The organism is Flammeovirga pectinis (assembly GCF_003970675.1).
GTDB lineage: Bacteria > Bacteroidota > Bacteroidia > Cytophagales > Flammeovirgaceae > Flammeovirga > Flammeovirga pectinis.
The window spans coordinates 5,022,501-5,041,439 of the sequence record NZ_CP034562.1 but is presented as its reverse complement, the minus strand read 5'-3'; the positions used below and the strand labels follow the sequence as shown (position 1 = coordinate 5,041,439).

The following is an 18,939-nucleotide window of genomic DNA, read 5'->3' as shown; positions in this document are numbered from 1 at the left end:
TGGTTAGCGTATGTTTATAATAATCTTTTTGTGCGTAAGTAATATCTCTAAGACTTATCAAGTAATAAATCTACTACTATATCTGAATCCGTAAAAGGAAAAATATGACCTTTATCTTCTAAGATCAAACTATCAAGGGGTGCTTCCCAATTTTGACGTACAAATTTCATGTTTTCGAAAGGAACAATCCCATCTTTTTTACCATGAACAATCATACTAGGCACTTTTACTAGTTTCCATTCCTCCTCTACTAATTTTAATGCTTTTTTATGATTTGCTTTTTCATCTGTAGCAACTTGAAAAGAAGTAGGTAGGATTTTATAAATTATTTTTGCCTGTGCCCATCTCGAATACCATTTCATTGGTTCTAAATCTGCAGACATTGCAGGAGCTAATAATATTAAATATTTGATTGTACATTTTGATACCAAAGTTGAGTAAGCTGCAATTGGTCCTCCATAAGAATGACCAATTAAAATATATTCTTGCTTTTGATGAGAGACTCTGTCCCAATCCTGTAAAACAGCTTCGATTGCTTCTGCCTGAATAGCTATAGAATCTTCTTCTACTCCATGATTACTTCCATAACCTAACCTTTCTATGGATAATATATTTGCCCTTTCTCTAAGTTGAGGATGCTGTAAATATTTAGAAAAGTCATTTGCTCTACCCGGTGCTCCATGAATAAAGACGAAAGTTAAGTTCGTTTCCTCACTCGCCTTTACAGATAAGTAATTAATCATTATTGAATTTTCTTCAACATGATTTACTTTCATAGAAATACCTTCTTTCTTATAGCTCTTTTCTAGACTTTTCCATTCTTTCTCTAAATTCATAGTAGACGAGCAACCTGATAAAATGAAGAGGTGAATTACTAAACAAATAGAATACTCTATCGTTTTTATAGGTTTTATTTTCAATTGTGTTTAATTTCGGTTTCAATATAGAATATACTCAAAATTATGAAGAAGAATAAAAAATATGGCTTTTCAACTACTGCAATTCATGCAGGACAAGAGCCAGATCCAACTACTGGAGCAGTAATACCACCAATATATGCAACTTCTACTTATGCTCAAACGGCACCAGGAGAACATAAAGGTTTTGAATACACAAGAAGCCATAATCCAACAAGATATGCTTACGAAGATGCAGTTGCTGCATTAGAAGGTGGTGTAAAAGGATTTGCTTTTGCAAGTGGATTAGCTGCTTCCGCAACTGTATTAGACATACTTGAGGGGGGATCTCATGTAATTGCGATGAACGATTTATATGGCGGTACTTTTCGTCTTTTTGATAAAGTACGAAAGTATTCTGCCAAATTAGAATTCTCTTTTATTGATCTAAATGATTTAGATGCATTAAAAGCTGCAATTAAACCTAATACTAAAATGATTTGGGCAGAAACACCTACAAATCCAATGTTACGTTTAGTTGATCTAGAAAAAGTAGCTCAAATAGGTAAAGAAAATAATATTATTACTGTTTGTGATAATACTTTTGCAACACCATACCTTCAAAAACCTCTTGAATTAGGGTTTGATATGGTCGCTCATTCAGCAACAAAATACATTAATGGTCATTCTGATGTAGTAGGCGGAATTGTAGTTGTAGGAGAAAATAAAGAATTAGAAGAAAGCATGACTTTTCTTCAAAATGCAGTAGGTTCTGTTCAAGGACCTTTTGATTCTTTCCTAATTAACAGAGGAGTAAAAACTTTGGGAGTTAGAATGGACCGCCACTGTAGTAATGCACTAAGTATTGCAGAATGGTTAGAAGGTCATCCTGCTGTAGAAAAAGTAGCTTACCCACACCTACCATCTCATCCAGATTTTGCTTTAGCGAAAAAACAAATGAAGAAAGGCGGTGGTATGATTTCAGTTACGCTTAAAGCTGATCTAGACCAAACTAAGGTGTTCCTTTCAAACTGTAAATTATTTACTTTGGCAGAAAGCCTTGGGGGTGTAGAAAGCTTAATCGAACATCCTGCAATTATGACTCATGCTTCTATTCCTCCAGAAACTAGAAAAGAACTCGGTATAGATGATGGTTTAGTTCGTATCTCAGTAGGTATTGAAGACTTAGAAGATTTAATAGACGATCTTAAAAATGCTTTCGAAGCAGCGGGTCTTCCAACTGGATAAATCAAATAGTATGAGCGAGAAAGAATCTTTAGAAATTGAAAGAAAGTTTTTAGTCAAATCATTTAATCCAAAACTTGCTTCTAAATTTTTTAGAATCGTGCAAGGCTACATCACTGCTGAAAAAACAAAAACAGTACGTGTTAGAATAAAAGGAGAAAAAGGGTTCATCACTATAAAAGGGCAATCAAGCGATGATGGACTTTCACGCTATGAGTGGGAAAAAGAAATTCCTGTTAGTGAAGTTGAAGCACTATTAAAACTATGTGAACCTGGATTGATTGATAAAATTAGATATGAAATCCCTATCGGAGAACATATTTATGAAGTTGATATTTTTGAAGGAGACAACAAAGGTTTAATAGTAGCTGAAGTTGAATTATCATCAAAAGACGAAACTTTTGAAAAACCTGATTGGTTAGGCAATGAAGTAACAGGTGATAATAGATATTATAATGCCATGTTAATGAAAACACCTTTTAGTAAATGGTAAAAAAAAAGGGAAGCTCGATAAACATCAAGCTTCCCTTTTTACTGATTTTTTCCTACTTAAAATAAGCATTTTGTACAGAATTCATCAAAATATTGATTGAATTCATCATCCTTAATTGTAGGGTCTGTAATATCATAAACAGTTGAAATCCCTCTTTTGTAACGTACTAAATTAGAAATTGGAGAGTAGAAAAATTCCATACCTCCAATACCCGCAAGTTCTTTTAACTTTTGATGCTCAACGGTTTGATCTTTTTTATTAACAATACCAAAAACATCAAAATTATACCCTTGCTTTTCTTTCATTTCTTTAATCATTGGTAATGTTTTTAAGAAACGAATAGTTGCACGCATATCTAATACACTAGCAACAACAGGAACAATAACTACATCAGAAACTAAAACACTAAAATAAATCTCTTTACCTTCTATTCTACCTGGTACATCAAGGAAAATAGCATCGTATTTTTTCTCTGCTAATGCTAATGTTTTATCAAAATTTTCTTCTGCACGAGGTTGCTTCCAATTGAATGAAATTACATCATACGATTGTTCTTTATCTGCACCTTCTGTTGCATATATATCTTTTACAGATTTTTGTGGATCACAGTCAATCACTAAAACCTTCTTATTTGTTCTATTATGTACTGCTGATGCTGTTAACATCAATAATGTACTTTTACCTACGCCTCCTTTTTGGGTTGCGAAAGAAATCACTTTAGCCATACAGTTCTATATATGTGGCAAAAAATTTAAGAATCTTATTTATGAGGAATATTAGGTTTATACTCTTCATTTTAAAAATGAAAAGGTTTAACACTATTCATTAATAAACATTGAAATTACAATAAAAAACCGAATATTTCCCAATATAAACATAAGTGTATTATTCTGAAGTACCCAAGCAAAACATTGATTTTGTATGTTTGCATTCTGAATTATAAAAATTTAAAAGAAATGGGTAGAAGAAAATTAATAAAGTTCGACGAAAATAATAACAGAGCATACGTTATTGAAGAAGGAAAACCTTTATATGAAACTATAAAAGGGAATTGGAGAAAAGAAGTTTTTAAAAATGAAAACCCTGTAGTTTTAGAGCTTGCCTGCGGACGTGGTGAATACACAACTGGACTTGCTCAAGTGTATCCTGATAAGAATTTTATTGGAATTGATATTAAAGGAGATAGAATTTGGAAAGGTGGCAATGTAGTTGATGAAAAAGAACTTACAAATGCTGCTTTCTTAAGAACTCATATCCAAAACCTTGAAAAATATTTTGAAAAAGGCGAAGTAGACGAGATTTGGATTATTCACCCTGATCCAAGACCAAAAGACCGTGATGCAAAGCGTAGAATGACTCATCCTAGATTTTTAAACATCTATAAGAACCTATTAAAAGAGAATGGTCTTGTCCGTTTTAAAACAGATAGTAAAGAATTATTTGAATATTCTGTTGAAACACTTGTAGATCAAAAAGTACAATTAGAAGCAATTACATTTGATTTGTATGAATCAAAATTATTAAAAGAACACCATGGTATTGTAACTCGTTACGAAAAGCATTTTACAGAGCTTGGTCATAAAGTTCATTATCTAAAATTTAGATTCAATCAATAGTCTCACCAAATTTATTCAAAAAATATTAAGCAAATGACTGCTCTAATTGACTTACATTTCTTTCCGAACATTGAATATTTCACTGTAATTGCCCACTGTGAGACACTCTATGTTGAGAAATATGAAAATTTTCAGAAACAAAGTTATCGTAATAGATGCTACATAAAGACTGCTCAAAAAATTGATCGATTAAGTGTTCCTATTTTAGGAGCAAATAAAGGTAAGCCTCTTAGAAAAGTTAAAATTGATAATACAACAAATTGGGCTATTAAACATTGGAGGAGTATACATTCAGCCTATGGTAGATCGCCCTATTTTGAGTACTATGAAAACGAAATTAAAGATGTTCTATGTAAAGAATACGATACTTTATTTGAATTAAACTATGCATTATTAGAATGTATTTGTAAGCTAATTGGACTTAGAACGAGATTAGAATTAACTACATCATACAATAAAACAACTGATAAAGAGATACTTGACCTTAGAAATGAAATAAGTTCAAAAAATTCATCAACAATTGTTAATGAAGTTTCGTATATTCAAGTATTCGGTAACTCATTTGATGGAAATTTAAGTATCCTTGACTTACTTTTTTGTGAAGGACCTAACACAATTTCTATTTTAAAATCACAAAATAGTGAATTAATCATTCATTAAGAGTTGTTTAATACAATTTATATGCTTTATTTTAAGTAACAGAACAGATAACTAGATTCAACATATAAAAGTAATTAACTACCCGTTATTTCTTTAAAGAATATTTATTCTGTATCTTATTATAAGAAGTATTAGAAATTATCAAATCAAATTAATTCCCTAACCATGGAGGCAAAATTTTCTAACAGAGTCAAAGAAGTAATTTCCTTAAGTAGGGAAGAAGCTTTGCGCCTTGGCCATGATTATATCGGAACAGAACATTTACTGCTCGGTATGATACGTGAAGGTGAGGGATATGCAATTACTTTATTAAAAAAGCTGAGTGTAAACTTAAATGATCTTAAGGATGCCATTGAACAGTCTACAAAAAGCACAGCTAATTTTAATGTAAAGAATCTTGCAAACATCCCACTAACAAGACAATCAGAAAAAACGCTTAAAATAACATATTTAGAGGCTAAAATATTTAAATCTAGTCTAATAGGTACAGAACATTTGTTATTGTCTATACTTAGAGACGAAGATAATTTAGCAACTCAAATTTTACAGCGTTACGATGTAAACTATGATGTAGTCAAAGAAATGATTGAATTCCAAGGAGAAAACCCAACAGCGTCGTCAAGCACTGATGATGACGACCCACAAGCAAAAGGGAGTGGCTCATGGAGCTCTCGCCCTGAATCATCAAAAAGCACTGAAAAATCTAAGACTCCTGTCCTAGACAATTTTGGTCGTGACCTTACAACTTATGCTGAAGAAGGTAAATTAGACCCTATTGTTGGTAGAGACAAAGAGATCGAAAGAGTTGCACAAGTTCTATCAAGACGAAAAAAGAACAACCCAATTCTTATCGGTGAACCAGGAGTTGGTAAAACTGCAATTGCAGAAGGATTAGCACTACGAATTGTTCAAAAGAAAGTATCTAGAGTACTTTTTGGTAAGCGTGTTGTTACTTTAGACCTAGCATCTTTAGTAGCAGGAACAAAATACCGTGGTCAGTTTGAGGAAAGAATGAAAGCGGTAATGAATGAGCTTGAAAAAGCTCCTGAAGTAATTCTATTTATAGATGAAATTCACACCATTGTTGGTGCGGGTGGAGCTTCTGGATCATTAGATGCTTCTAATATGTTTAAACCAGCTTTAGCTCGTGGCGATATACAATGTATTGGTGCCACTACTTTAGATGAATATAGACAATATATTGAAAAAGATGGTGCTTTAGCACGTCGTTTCCAAATGGTAATGGTAGACCCTACTACGCCAGAGGAGACTGTAGAAATCTTAAACAATATTAAAGGGAAATACGAACAACATCATCATGTAGAATATTCTGAAGAAGCTTTAGCTGCATGTGTAAAGTTCTCTGATCGTTACATTAGTGATCGTTTCCTTCCAGATAAAGCAATTGATGTTCTTGATGAAGTTGGTGCACGTGTACACATTAACAACATTCATGTTCCTGAAAATATCGTTAAACTCGAAACACAAATCGAGGATATTAAAGAAGAAAAGAATAAAGTTGTAAAAAGACAAAAATACGAAGAAGCTGCAAAGCTTCGTGATACGGAAAAGAAACTTTTAGAAGATCTTGATAAAGCCAAAGAAATTTGGGAAAAAGAGACAAATGAAACTATCTATCCTGTAACCGAAGAAGATGTTGCTGAAGTAGTTGCAATGATGACAGGTATTCCTGTAAATAGAGTAGCTCAGTCAGAAGGTAAGAAACTTCTGAAAATGAACGAAGATTTACAAGGTAAAGTAATCGGTCAAGATGCTGCAATTGAAAAACTTTCAAAAGCTATTCGTCGTACTCGTGTTGGTTTAAAAGATCCTAAGAAGCCAATTGGTTCATTTATATTTCTAGGACCAACAGGTGTAGGTAAAACAGAATTAACTAAAGTATTAGCTTCTCATTTATTTGATAAAGAGGATGCATTAGTACGTATAGATATGTCTGAGTATATGGAGAAATTCTCTGTATCTCGTTTGGTTGGAGCACCTCCGGGCTATGTTGGCTACGAAGAAGGTGGTCAATTAACAGAAAAAATCAGACGTAAACCTTATAGTGTTATTTTATTAGATGAAATAGAAAAGGCACACCCTGATGTTTTTAACATACTTCTTCAAGTTCTTGATGATGGTATTTTAACTGATGGCTTAGGTAGACGAGTAGACTTCCGAAACACAGTTATCATCATGACTTCAAATATTGGAGTAAGAGATCTTAAAGATTTTGGAACAGGGATTGGATTCAACACACAAACTGCTGCTGAAAATCAAGATGCTGCAATGCAAAGCACAATTCAAAAAGCCTTGAAAAAAGCATTTGCTCCAGAATTTCTAAATCGTCTTGATGATGTAATTATCTTTAATTCTCTTGAAAGATCACATATCCATAAAATTATAGATATATCTCTTTCTAAATTATTCGAAAGAGTAATTGCAATGGGGTATCAAATTGAGGTTACTGATAAAGCTAAAGATTTCTTATCTGACAAAGGGTATGATCCACAATATGGAGCTAGACCTTTAAATAGAGCGATCCAAAAATATTTGGAAGATCCTATGGCAGAAGAAATACTTGGTGGAGATATTGAAGAAGGAGATACAATTCTTGCTGACTACTCAGGTGAAGGTGAAGAGTTATCTGTTTCAATTAAGAAAAATAATATCAAGAAAAAATCTGAAGAAGAATAAAATTTTCTCAATTTAGATAGAAAGGAGAACAGAAATGTTCTCCTTTTTTTGTGTTTATTTTTTTACTATTGAGACTATAAATACAAAAAACATCACTATTTCATGAATAAAAGACTTAACGTGAACCTTTTACTTAACTTTATGTATCCCAACAGATTAGTTACCCGTATTAGTATATATTAATCAACACCTTAAAACTATTTATCTTTTACTGCCATGAAAATAAAGACTGACCGCCTTTGCTCACTTCTTATCACAAGTGCTTTATTTGGAACGAATATAGAACTTAGTGAAGAGAACAAAACTTCTGTTTGTATTGAATCTCCAATACCACAACATAATTTAAAAACTTATAAAGAATTACAAGAAGTAATTAGAGGTATTTCCATTACAGATTTAATGACTGGAAAATCAATACTAGAAGCACCAATTAGTACTAAAATAGATTTATCATTCATTTCATCTGGTAATTATGTACTAACTGTCCACATTAAAGGGACTGATATTTCTAGAAAATTGTCTATTATCCAACAAGGACAATACGACATAGTTAGAGCATAAATAAATCTCTTATCTTTGTGGTGTATAACATACAAGCAAAGACATGACAATACCATATTACAGATTCATTTTTCTATACATTTTTTTATTTGCCTTGACCTTTATTGGTCATTCTCAAAATTTAATACCTAATAGTAGTTTTGAGAATTATATAGAAGAAACTAGAGGGCATGCCTCTTTAGAAAACATATCTGATTGGTACAATACAAATCAAGTGCAACCAAAATCATTATTTGGTACACCTGATCATATGTTTATCAATGAAAAGCAACCTCTAAAAGGAATTAAAGATAATTTTAAACCTAGGACAGGGAAATCTGTACTAGGTTTAATCACATACATGCAAAGAGTGATCAATTACAGAGAATACGCCTCTGTAGAATTAATAACACCACTCACAAAAGGAGAAAAATATCAATTCACCGTTTATGTAACCAATGGAAATAATGTTGCATATGGTGGTATTGCTTCTAATGGATTTGGAGTCTATTTTTCAGAAAAAAAAATAAGACAATATATCTATGAACCTTTAACAGTTACTCCTCAGTATGAAAGTGATGATATTATGTACACTACTACATGGATGCCTATTACTTTTACATTTACTGCTACAGATGATTCTAAATACCTTACATTAGGTAATTTCAGAGATGATAAACACACTAGTTTTAAATATATTAATTATGATATTGACCCCCAATGTTATATTTATCTAGATGATTTAACACTTATCCACATACCAAAGAATGACGTTCCAGAACAAATTATTACTGATATAATTGAAGAAGAAGTTATTGTAAAGGAGGAAATCAAAATTGAACCAAAAGTAACTCCTGTTCCCCCTACTAAGAAAAAAGAATATATATACGAAAAAAGACCAACAGAAACACAATCTTCAATCTATATTACATCATATGATATTACCTTAAATATCTGGGATGATAAAACAGTAGATGGTGATGTTGTTTCTATATTTTGGAACGGTGAACCAATCATTGAAGAATACGAACTAACAGCTAGAAAAAAGAAACTGAAAATTAGATATGAAAATGGCAAAGAAAACAAACTAATTTTATACGCTCACAACCTAGGTAAAGATCCTCCAAACACCATGGCAGTACAAATTAAGGCCGGAAAAAAGAAGCGTTCACTGAGTATTCGATCAGACTTAGGAAAATGTGGTGCAATTCGCTTTAAACGATGAAAATTAGATGCTTTTTTTACTGTAAAAAACAGTAGTTTTTTGTATCTTGCATTTCTGTGAAAAGTAGAAATTTCTACTTTTCTCTTGTAGTGAAAACATATTCTATAAATATACATGGCGGACGAAAATATCATCTCTATCAACATAGAGGACGAAATGAAAAGTGCCTACATTGATTACTCAATGTCGGTTATTGTTTCTCGTGCTCTTCCTGATGTAAGAGACGGTCTAAAGCCTGTTCACAGGCGTGTATTATACGGAATGGCTGAGCTTGGACTTAGTTATAACCGTTCTTATAAAAAATCAGCAAGAATCGTTGGTGAAGTACTTGGTAAGTATCACCCCCACGGTGATTCTTCAGTTTATGAAACAATGGTACGTATGGCTCAACCATGGTCTTTACGATACACATTAGTTGATGGACAAGGAAACTTCGGTTCTATTGATGGTGACTCTCCTGCAGCAATGCGTTATACGGAAGCCCGTATGAAAGAAATTGCTGGTGAGATGCTTGCTGATATTAAGAAAGATACAGTAGACTTCGAACCTAACTTTGATGATTCTTTAAAAGAACCATCGGTTATGCCTGCAAGAATCCCTAACCTTCTATTAAATGGAGCGTCAGGAATTGCTGTTGGTATGGCAACAAATATGGCACCTCACAATATGACTGAGGTTTGTGACGCAATTATCTCTTATGTTGATAATCCAGATATTACAATGGATGAATTAACTGAGATCGTTAAAGGTCCTGACTTCCCTACCGGTGCTATTATTTATGGTTATGATGGTGTAAAGAAAGCTTTAGAAACAGGACGTGGACGTGTAGTAATGCGTGCAGTCACAGAATTTGAACCACTTCCTAACGGACGTGAACAAATTGTTGTTTCTGAAATCCCTTACATGGTCAACAAGGCAAACATGATTGAAAAGACTGCCGACTTGGTCAATGATAAGAAGATTGAAGGTATTTCTGCAATTCGTGACGAATCTGATAAAAGTGGTATCCGTATCGTTTATGAATTAAAGAAAGATGCTATCTCTGATGTTGTTCTTAATCACCTTTTCAAGCAAACGGCTTTACAAAGTTCATTCAGTGTAAATAATATTGCACTTGTAAAAGGTAGACCTAGAACATTAAACCTTCATGATATGATCAGACATTATGTCGATCACCGTCATGATGTTATCATCAGAAGAACTAAATTTGAATTAGCAGAAGCTGAACGTCGTCTTCATATTTTAGAAGGTTACTTAAAAGCTTTAGATAATTTAGATGAAGTTATTGCATTAATTAGAGCTTCTAAAGATGCAGAAACTGCTAAAGGTCAGTTGATTGCTAGATTTGAATTTAGTGAAATTCAAGCAAAAGCAATTCTCGAAATGAGATTACAACGTTTGACTGGACTTGAAAGAGATAAAATTGATCAAGAATACTCAGAAGTTGCTGAACTTGTTGATGACCTTAGAGATATTTTAGCAAGAAGAGAACGTCAGATGGAAATCATCCGTACCGATCTTGTTGAGCTAAAAGAGAAATATGGTGATGAAAGAAGATCAAAAATCGTTTATAACGCTGATGATCTTGACATCGAAGATTTAATTGCTGACGAAGAAATGGTTATTACTATTTCTCATGAAGGCTATATCAAAAGAACTCCTCTAAAAGAATACAAAGCACAAGGTCGTGGCGGTGTAGGATCTAGAGGTGCTTCTACTAAGAGTGATGATTTTACTGAACATTTATTTGTTGCAAGTAATCATAACTACCTATTGTTATTTACTAACTTAGGAAGAGTATACTGGCAAAAAGTATTCCGCCTTCCTGAAGGTAGTAAGATTGCTAAAGGTCGTCCTCTTCAGAATTTATTAAATATTAGAGAGGGTGAAAAAGTACAAGCAGTAATTTGTACTAAGAACCTAAGTGATCAAGATTATATCAATAATCACTATCTAATGATGTTGACAGAAAAAGGTATCGTTAAGAAAACGGTTCTTGAAGCTTATTCAAGACCTAGACGTGACGGTATTAATGCTATCAACATTAACGAAGGGGATAAATTATTCAATGTTATGTTGACTGATGGTCAAAATGATGTTGTTATTGCCACACGTATGGGTATGGCTACTCGCTTTAACGAAGAAAAAGTTCGTTCAATGGGTAGAGGTGCTACAGGTGTTAAAGGTATTGTTCTTAAAGGTGAAGAAGATGCTGTTGTCGGTATGGCTTGTATTGCACAAGACGAACTTGAAAGCAAATCACTAATGGTTATTTCTGAGAATGGCTTCGGTAAACGAACATTATTAGATGAATATCCTCTAAGAACTAACCGTGGTGGTAAAGGTGTTAAAGCAATGCAAGTAACTGATAAAACAGGTAAATTATCTGCTTTATTCTCTGTTGAAGAGACAGACGACTTAATTGTAATCACTAAAGAAGGTATTACTATCAGAACTGCAGTAAGTAACTTCCGTACAATGGGTAGAGCTACTCAAGGAGTGAAAGCAATTCGCTTAAATGAAAAAGATGAAATTTCTTCTGTAGAAATCGTTCCTAAAATTGAGGACGAAGATATTGAAGATATGGATTTAAATAATGAAGGTGAAGGATCTGAAGGAACATCGGAAAATCCAAGTAATGAAACACCAAACTCTGAGGACACAACAACCGAAGAATAGGTCAAAATAAATTCAAAAAAGGTACTTACAGTAATGTAGGTACCTTTTTTTATGCTTTTCAAAATAGAGTATCGGATAAAATAAGTATCTTCACGTAATATATAATTCCTATATGCGCTGTTATCCATTCATTTATATCACTCTTCTATTTTTCTTTAGCATTACATTTTCTAGTTCTGCTCAAATAAGAAAACTCCAAGAAACGAACCTTAAGTATGCTCGTTTAGCCATTAATACTAATAAACCGAAAGAAGCATTAAAGTATCTTGAAGTTCTTCTCAACAAAAACTTAACAAGAGAAGGTGAAATGGAAGTAATTGCATTACTAGGCAAAACATATTCCATTTTATCACTAAATGATTCCTGTTCAAATAGTGAGAATCATGAACTTTGTGAGCAATACGTTTCTTCAACTTTTTATTGGTATGAACAAATCTTAAATACAACTGATAAAGAAGAAATATTTCATCAGTATACCTCCGCAGAGTTAGAAAGGTTTTATGAAAACTTATTAACCAGGGGTGTAGATGAATTTCTTGAGGAAAACTTCACGTCCTCTTCCTTTTTTTTCACACAAGCCTATACTATTAATAATGATGACGTAGTAAGTTGCCGATATAGTATGATTAGCAATGAATTTGATGGCAATTATATTCGGGCATTAACTTATTCTGATCGACTACTCGAATTAAAATATGATAGCACAGAAGTCTATGAAAGTAGAGCTTTCTATTACGAACAACTTCAACAACCTGATTTAGCTTTAAAAGAAGTAGAAGATGGACTTAATAAGTACCCTTCACAATTCTCTTTAATATACCGTGGTGTTGGTATTTGTGTTCGCGAAAAATGGTATGAAAGGGCTTTACGTATTCTCGAACCCTACCTTGATCAAAACCCTTTTGATAACAAAACATTAATTGCGACTGGAATGATATATGAACAACTTGGAAATGATAACAAAGCAATTTATTGTTACACAAGAGCAATCATCGCAAATGAATATAGTTTTGATGCCTATTTTAATTTAGGACAAATACAATTTAGGAAAGCAATCCAGAAACAAAAGTTACTTGTTAATTGGACTCAATTAAAAAAGAAAGAAAAATATAAAAACGTTCATAAAGGCGATATAAAAAAAACAGTCAAGTTCTATTTAGAACAATGTGAACTAAATTTAAGAAAGGCTGAAAACTTAGATGGTGAAAATTTAGAAGTTATCAACACTTTACGCTCTACTTTAGTTTTATTAAACAAATCGAAAGAACTAAAACGTATCGATGATACGTTAGAGAGTATGTAAGTAAAAATTTATGTCAAACATCATCAAAAGTTTAATCTTAAAATATTATGTTTGCATGTTAAGAAATAAATAATTGTATTCTAAGCTATATAACATATAATATTTCTATGAAATTTACGAAAATCATTACAGTTTTAGCCTTATCTGCAGCAGTATCATCTACTGCATTTGCTCAAGAGAAAGGTTCTGCAACAAAAGCTGAAGCTTACCTTTCAAAAGGTGAACTTACTGAGGCTCAATCTGAAATTGAAAACGCAGTTGGTTATGAAAAATACAAATTGGAATCTAAGGGTAAACCAGTTGTAGTTAAAGAGAAAACATTAGAAACTCAAGGAGATGTATACAGTACTATCGCAAGAACTGCTGAAACTCCAGCAGAAGAAATCCCTGTGGATATCGAAAAAGCAATGAGTGCATATAATGAAATCAAAAAAAGAAAAGAAGACGGTGGTAAAGAAACATCTAGCTATAAAGCAATTTGGGATAACCAAGGAGCTGATTTAGCTACAGGTGCAATTAAACCTTCTAAAGTTGACGATCTTTGGGGCCATTTCTTTAACATTGGTGCAGAAGCATTCAATGATCAAGAATATACTAAAGCTATGGACAACTTTAAATTAGCTTTATTAGTAAAAAATGATACTACTACTGGTAAATATGGTTTCTATGCTTCTGCATTAGCTGAAGAAGAAGCTGCAGAGGAAGATGCTGCTGCTGTTCGTGAAACAACTATGATGTTTATCAATAAGTTGTTCGAAATGAACTATCATGATCCTCAACAATATTATTCATTATTACGCTATGCTGCAGAAGATGCTGCACCTGCTGAAGAGCGTTTAGATGATTTAAAATATGAAATGAGAGATGCTGAAGGTACTATAGAGAAATCTACAAAAACTAAGGAACAATCTCAAGAGCGTTATGACTATTACACTAAAGGTGGTGGACGTAAATATGGTTCTGCACGTCAAAAAGCTGCTCAAGCTAAAACTGAGGTAGATGAGGCTAATGCTGAACTTACTGCTGCTCAAGCAACATTAGATGCTGCTACTAAAGAAGTTGCAGAATTAGAGGGGAAAACTGATGCAGTATATGAGGAATGTTTACAAATTGCAATTAAAGGCGCTGAAAACAACCCTGGTAACCCTACGTTAACTTCTCAAATGGTTTCTTACTATGTGAAGTTAGATAAATTGGATGAAGCTATTGCTTCTGTTCAATCTGCTATCGATAAAGATCCAACTGACGAAGGAATGAACTTTAATTTAGCTGTTCTTTATGATCAAGCTTCTGAAAAAGCTCGTAGTAATGGTGATGAAGCTAAAGCGGATGAATTATTCAATAAAGCTACAGATCAATACAAAAAAGTAATTGAGATTAATCCAGAAAGTAAAAATGGTTTATTTAACTTAGGTGCTTTATATTATAACCGTGCTGCTGCTTATAACAAGGAAATGCAAGACTTACCAATGAAAGGTATGAACTATGCTGACCCAGCTAAAGCAAAAGAATTAGAAGCCAAAATGCTTGAGTATGCTAAAATGTCTGCTCCTTATGCTGAAAAAGTTTCTGAGCTTGCTCCAGACGAAAGTAAATATTTAGTTCTTCTTTCTCGTATTTATTATATGACAAAAGAGAATGATAAATTAGAAGCTGTAAATCAAAAATTAGAATCAATGGAATAATATTCCTTTCTAAAGCTTAACAGTTTTTTAATATTCCAATGAAAAGCCCGAACTTCGCAATGAGGTTCGGGCTTTTTTATCTCTAAATCAAAAAGTTATATTTGTCTGAATCTTTAAAAGCAAGATGATATAGATACCATACTTCAATGATAGAATCAAAGAAAAAAGATATAAGAAAAATGACTCCAGACCAGATTAAGGATTTCCTTACTGAAAATGGAGAAAAAGGATTTAGAGCAAAGCAAATTCAGGATTGGCTATGGAAAAGCTCTGCTAAATCTTTTGACGAGATGACTAACCTGTCAAAAAAGACAAGGGAATTATTACAAGAAAATTTTGAAATACTTCCTGTTACTACTTTTAAAGCACAAAAAAGTAATGATGGCACTATAAAATCGGCTTTTCAATTACATGATAAACACCTTGTAGAAGGTGTACTTATACCTGCAGAACCAAGAATGACTGCTTGTATATCTTCTCAAGTTGGTTGCTCATTGACATGCTCTTTTTGTGCTACAGGCTATATGGATAGAAAGCGTAATTTAGATGCTGCAGAAATATATGATCAAGTAGTTGCTATAAATGACCAAGCAATGGAAGCCTTTAATACAGGTCTTACTAATATTGTATACATGGGTATGGGAGAACCTTTACTCAATTATAAAAATATGATGGAGTCTGTTGAAAAAATCACTTCTCCGAATGGATTGGGAATGTCTGCGAAACGAATTACCGTTTCTACCGCAGGAATTGCTAAGATGATTAGAAAACTAGGCGATGATGAAGTGAAGTTTAACCTTGCTTTATCTCTTCATGCTGCGAATGATGAAAAGCGTAACCAAATTATGCCTATCAATGAGCAAAATACTTTAGAAGTATTACGTGAAGCGCTCAAATACTATTTTAGTAAAACAAAGAATCCTGTTACTTACGAGTATATAGTATTTAATAATTTCAATGATTCCTTAAAAGATGCAGAGGAGCTTTATCAATTCACTAGACATTTACCTTCTAAAGTAAATATCATTGAATATAATCCAATCTCAGAAGCAGATTTCCTTAATGCTAAAGTTGATAAAATTCAGAAGTTTGCTGATTACTTATCGAAGAAAGGTGTTAATATTCATGTGAGACGAAGTAGAGGAAAAGATATTGATGCTGCATGTGGGCAGCTTGCAAATAAAAATAAATAATTTATTTAGAGCCAGACACCTAAAAGTGTTTGGCTTTTTTTTAAATAAACATGCATTGGATTTATCTACTTTTAGCAATTACCTCAGAAATTATCGCTACAACAGCATTAAAAAATGCTGATGGTTTCACCAAACTAGTACCTTCTATTGTGACTTTAGTTGGTTACACAATTTCGTTCTTCTTGTTGTCGTTAGCATTAAAAAGTATTCCTATGGGAATAGCATATGCAATTTGGTCTGGTATCGGAATCGTTGCTATTTCAATTATTGGCTATGTTATTCATCAACAAACTCTTTCAACTCCTGTTCTGATAGGAATAGGTTTTATTATAATTGGAGTAATTATAATAAATCTTTTTTCTAGTACTTCTCTATAACTATCTTTAAAAAAGTATAGTCACAAAAAAAGGTTAGTCAACATCTTGTGTTAACTAACCTTCTATATATAATAAATGTGGCGTCGACCTACTCTCCCGGGGGTTAACCCAGTACCATCAGCACTGTGGGGCTTAACTGCTCTGTTCGGAATGGAAAGAGGTGAACACCCACGTCATTGACACCATCAATATCTTAATGTCTTTGATCATCGAATCTAATCACTAATAACAAACAACTCATCTAAATAAGTTATTTGACAGTGAAAAGGAAAAACTTTGCTAGCACTCTATCACTAGAGTGCTAACCGTAAAAGAAAAGCTATTGGGCGATTAGTACTTCTCAGCTGAATGTATCTCTACACGTACACTTGAAGCCTATCAACGTCATAATCTATAACAACCCTTATATGGAAATCTCATCTCGAGGTGGGTTTCGCGCTTAGATGCTTTCAGCGCTTATCCGCTCCACACATAGGTACCCGGCGATGCTCCTGGCGGAACAACCGGTACGCCAGAGGTGTGTCCAACTCGGTCCTCTCGTACTAAAGTCAGAGCCTCTCAAATTTCCTACGCCCGCAACAGATAGAGACCGAACTGTCTCACGACGTTCTGAACCCAGCTCGCGTGCCACTTTAATGGGCGAACAGCCCAACCCTTGGGACCTTCTCCAGCCCCAGGACGTGACGAGCCGACATCGAGGTGCCAAACCTCCCCGTCGATATGAGCTCTTGGGGGAGATCAGCCTGTTATCCCCAGAGTACCTTTTATCCTTTGAGCGATGGCCCTTCCATGCGGTACCACCGGATCACTATGTCCCACTTTCGTGCCTGTTCGAAATGTCTCTCTCGCAGTCAGGCTCCCTTATGCCATTGCGCTCTTCCGACGATTGCCGACCGTCGTGAGGGAACCTTGGAAAGCCTCCGTTACTCTTTTGGAGGCGACCACCCCAGTCAAACTACCCACCAAACAATGTCCGGACTTTAAGCCCGTTAGACCGTCGAACAGGAAAGGGCGGTATTTCAACAATGACTCCAAAACGCCTAGCGACGCTCCTTCACAGTCTCCCGCCTATCCTACACATTCCTGGCCAACGGCCAACGTTAAGTTGCAGTAAAGGTTCATGGGGTCTTTTCGTCCCGTTGCGGGTAAGCGGCATCTTCACCGCTACTTCAATTTCACCGAGCTCATGGCCGAGACAGCGTCCAGATCGTTGCACCATTCGTGCAGGTCGGAACTTACCCGACAAGGAATTTCGCTACCTTAGGACCGTTATAGTTACGGCCGCCGTTTACTGGGGCTTCAATTCAGAGCTTCGCCGAAGCTAACTCCCCCTCTTAACCTTCCAGCACCGGGCAGGTGTCAGGCTATATACTGAATCTTTCGAGTTCGCATAGCCATGTGTTTTTGTTAAACAGTCGCCTGGACTTCTTCGCTGCGGCCTCTTACAAAAGTAAGTAGGCGCCCCTTCTCCCGAAGTTACGGGGCTAATTTGCCTAGTTCCTTAGCCATGAATCACTCGAGCGCCTCGGATTACTCATCCTAACCACCTGTGTCGGTTTGGGGTACGGGATCCAATAATATAATCTTAGAAGGTTTTCTCGGAAGCGTTTCGTATCGTTATCACATTGACCGTAGTCGCTATGTACTGTCTAGTTTCCCCAAGGACTACGCATTTAACTATAGTCCCTATAGGTACACTATTCAACGTGCTATTCCGTCAGCACGCAGATACTGCATCACTCCGTCACTCCATCAGTATTATCGGATGCTCAGGAATTTTGACCTGATATCCATCGAGTATGCCCTTCGGCAATCCCCTTAGGTCCCGGCTAACCCTGGGACGATTAGCGTCGCCCAGGAAACCTTGGTCTATCGGCGGGCAGGTTTCTCACCTGCCTTATCGTTACTTATGCCTACATTTGCTTTTCTAACAAGTCCACAACACATCACCATGCTGCTTCGACCCTGTCAGAATGCTCCCCTACCACTCGTGTTTACACACAAATCCATGTCTTCGGTGGATAATTTATGCCCGATCATTATCGATGCTCTGTCGCTCGACCAGTGAGCTGTTACGCACTCTTTGAATGAATAGCTGCTTCCAAGCTAACATCCTGGCTGTCTCAGCGACTGAACCTCCTTAGTTCAACTTAATTATCACTTGGGGACCTTAGACGATGGTCCGGGTTCTTTCCCTCTCGGACTAGGACCTTGGCACCCTAGCCCTCACTGCCGGTAGTGTTTGATGGCATTCGGAGTTCATCTAGATTTGGTAGGATATGACTCCCCCGCATCTAATTGGTAGCTCTACCTCCATCAAACTCATCCGA

At 34.8% G+C, this 18,939-nt stretch carries 14 protein-coding genes and 2 rRNA genes (1 of these 16 cut by a window edge); 12 read left to right on the top strand and 4 right to left on the bottom strand.

The window, feature by feature from the left end:
* Positions 1-47: 47 nt before the first annotated feature.
* Complete coding sequence (locus EI427_RS19870; RefSeq protein ID WP_126618023.1) at positions 48-836, bottom strand: alpha/beta fold hydrolase; 789 nt, start codon at positions 834-836, stop codon at positions 48-50.
* A 126-nt stretch (positions 837-962) separates the two neighbouring features.
* Between EI427_RS19870 and EI427_RS19865 the strand changes: the two genes are divergently transcribed.
* Positions 963-2,144 (top strand): trans-sulfuration enzyme family protein, encoded by a 1,182-nt coding sequence (locus EI427_RS19865; RefSeq protein WP_126618021.1) that lies wholly within the window; start codon positions 963-965, stop codon positions 2,142-2,144.
* Positions 2,145-2,154: 10 nt separating this feature from the next.
* Positions 2,155-2,634, top strand: a complete 480-nt coding sequence (locus tag EI427_RS19860) for a CYTH domain-containing protein (protein WP_126618019.1) — start codon at positions 2,155-2,157, stop codon at positions 2,632-2,634.
* 56 nt (positions 2,635-2,690) lie between these two features.
* Here EI427_RS19860 and EI427_RS19855 read toward each other — a convergent pair whose 3' ends face one another.
* Positions 2,691-3,359, bottom strand: coding sequence for a ParA family protein (locus EI427_RS19855; RefSeq protein WP_126618017.1), 669 nt, complete (start codon positions 3,357-3,359; stop codon positions 2,691-2,693).
* Positions 3,360-3,590: 231 nt separating this feature from the next.
* On the opposite strand from EI427_RS19855, the gene trmB reads away from it, so the two are divergent.
* From trmB to EI427_RS19805, 10 genes are all read left to right on the top strand, one after another.
* The gene (trmB, locus tag EI427_RS19850; RefSeq protein WP_126618015.1) at positions 3,591-4,250 is read left to right on the top strand and encodes a tRNA (guanosine(46)-N7)-methyltransferase TrmB; all 660 of its coding nucleotides are present in this window, start codon (positions 3,591-3,593) and stop codon (positions 4,248-4,250) included.
* Positions 4,251-4,283: 33 nt separating this feature from the next.
* Positions 4,284-4,910 carry a WbqC family protein gene (locus tag EI427_RS19845; protein ID WP_126618013.1) on the top strand — a complete coding sequence of 209 codons (627 nt, stop codon included), beginning with the start codon at positions 4,284-4,286 and terminating at the stop codon, positions 4,908-4,910.
* 165 nt (positions 4,911-5,075) lie between these two features.
* Positions 5,076-7,607 carry an ATP-dependent Clp protease ATP-binding subunit gene (locus EI427_RS19840; RefSeq protein ID WP_126618011.1) on the top strand — a complete coding sequence of 844 codons (2,532 nt, stop codon included), beginning with the start codon at positions 5,076-5,078 and terminating at the stop codon, positions 7,605-7,607.
* A gap of 216 nt (positions 7,608-7,823) precedes the next feature.
* Positions 7,824-8,168 carry a hypothetical protein gene (locus EI427_RS19835; RefSeq protein WP_126618009.1) on the top strand — a complete coding sequence of 115 codons (345 nt, stop codon included), beginning with the start codon at positions 7,824-7,826 and terminating at the stop codon, positions 8,166-8,168.
* Between the two features lie 43 nt (positions 8,169-8,211).
* Complete coding sequence (locus EI427_RS19830; protein WP_126618007.1) at positions 8,212-9,372, top strand: hypothetical protein; 1,161 nt, start codon at positions 8,212-8,214, stop codon at positions 9,370-9,372.
* 114 nt (positions 9,373-9,486) lie between these two features.
* Positions 9,487-12,051 carry a DNA gyrase subunit A gene (gyrA, locus tag EI427_RS19825; protein WP_126618005.1) on the top strand — a complete coding sequence of 855 codons (2,565 nt, stop codon included), beginning with the start codon at positions 9,487-9,489 and terminating at the stop codon, positions 12,049-12,051.
* Between the two features lie 112 nt (positions 12,052-12,163).
* Complete coding sequence (locus EI427_RS19820) at positions 12,164-13,354, top strand: hypothetical protein (protein WP_126618003.1); 1,191 nt, start codon at positions 12,164-12,166, stop codon at positions 13,352-13,354.
* 107 nt (positions 13,355-13,461) lie between these two features.
* Positions 13,462-15,039 carry a hypothetical protein gene (locus EI427_RS19815; RefSeq protein WP_126618001.1) on the top strand — a complete coding sequence of 526 codons (1,578 nt, stop codon included), beginning with the start codon at positions 13,462-13,464 and terminating at the stop codon, positions 15,037-15,039.
* Between the two features lie 146 nt (positions 15,040-15,185).
* Positions 15,186-16,232 carry a 23S rRNA (adenine(2503)-C(2))-methyltransferase RlmN gene (rlmN, locus tag EI427_RS19810; RefSeq protein ID WP_126617999.1) on the top strand — a complete coding sequence of 349 codons (1,047 nt, stop codon included), beginning with the start codon at positions 15,186-15,188 and terminating at the stop codon, positions 16,230-16,232.
* A gap of 50 nt (positions 16,233-16,282) precedes the next feature.
* Positions 16,283-16,609 carry a DMT family transporter gene (locus EI427_RS19805; protein ID WP_126617997.1) on the top strand — a complete coding sequence of 109 codons (327 nt, stop codon included), beginning with the start codon at positions 16,283-16,285 and terminating at the stop codon, positions 16,607-16,609.
* 75 nt (positions 16,610-16,684) lie between these two features.
* Here EI427_RS19805 and rrf read toward each other — a convergent pair.
* Positions 16,685-16,796, bottom strand: a 5S ribosomal RNA gene (rrf, locus tag EI427_RS19800).
* 123 nt (positions 16,797-16,919) lie between these two features.
* Positions 16,920-18,939, bottom strand: a 23S ribosomal RNA gene (locus EI427_RS19795); it runs 857 nt beyond the window's last position.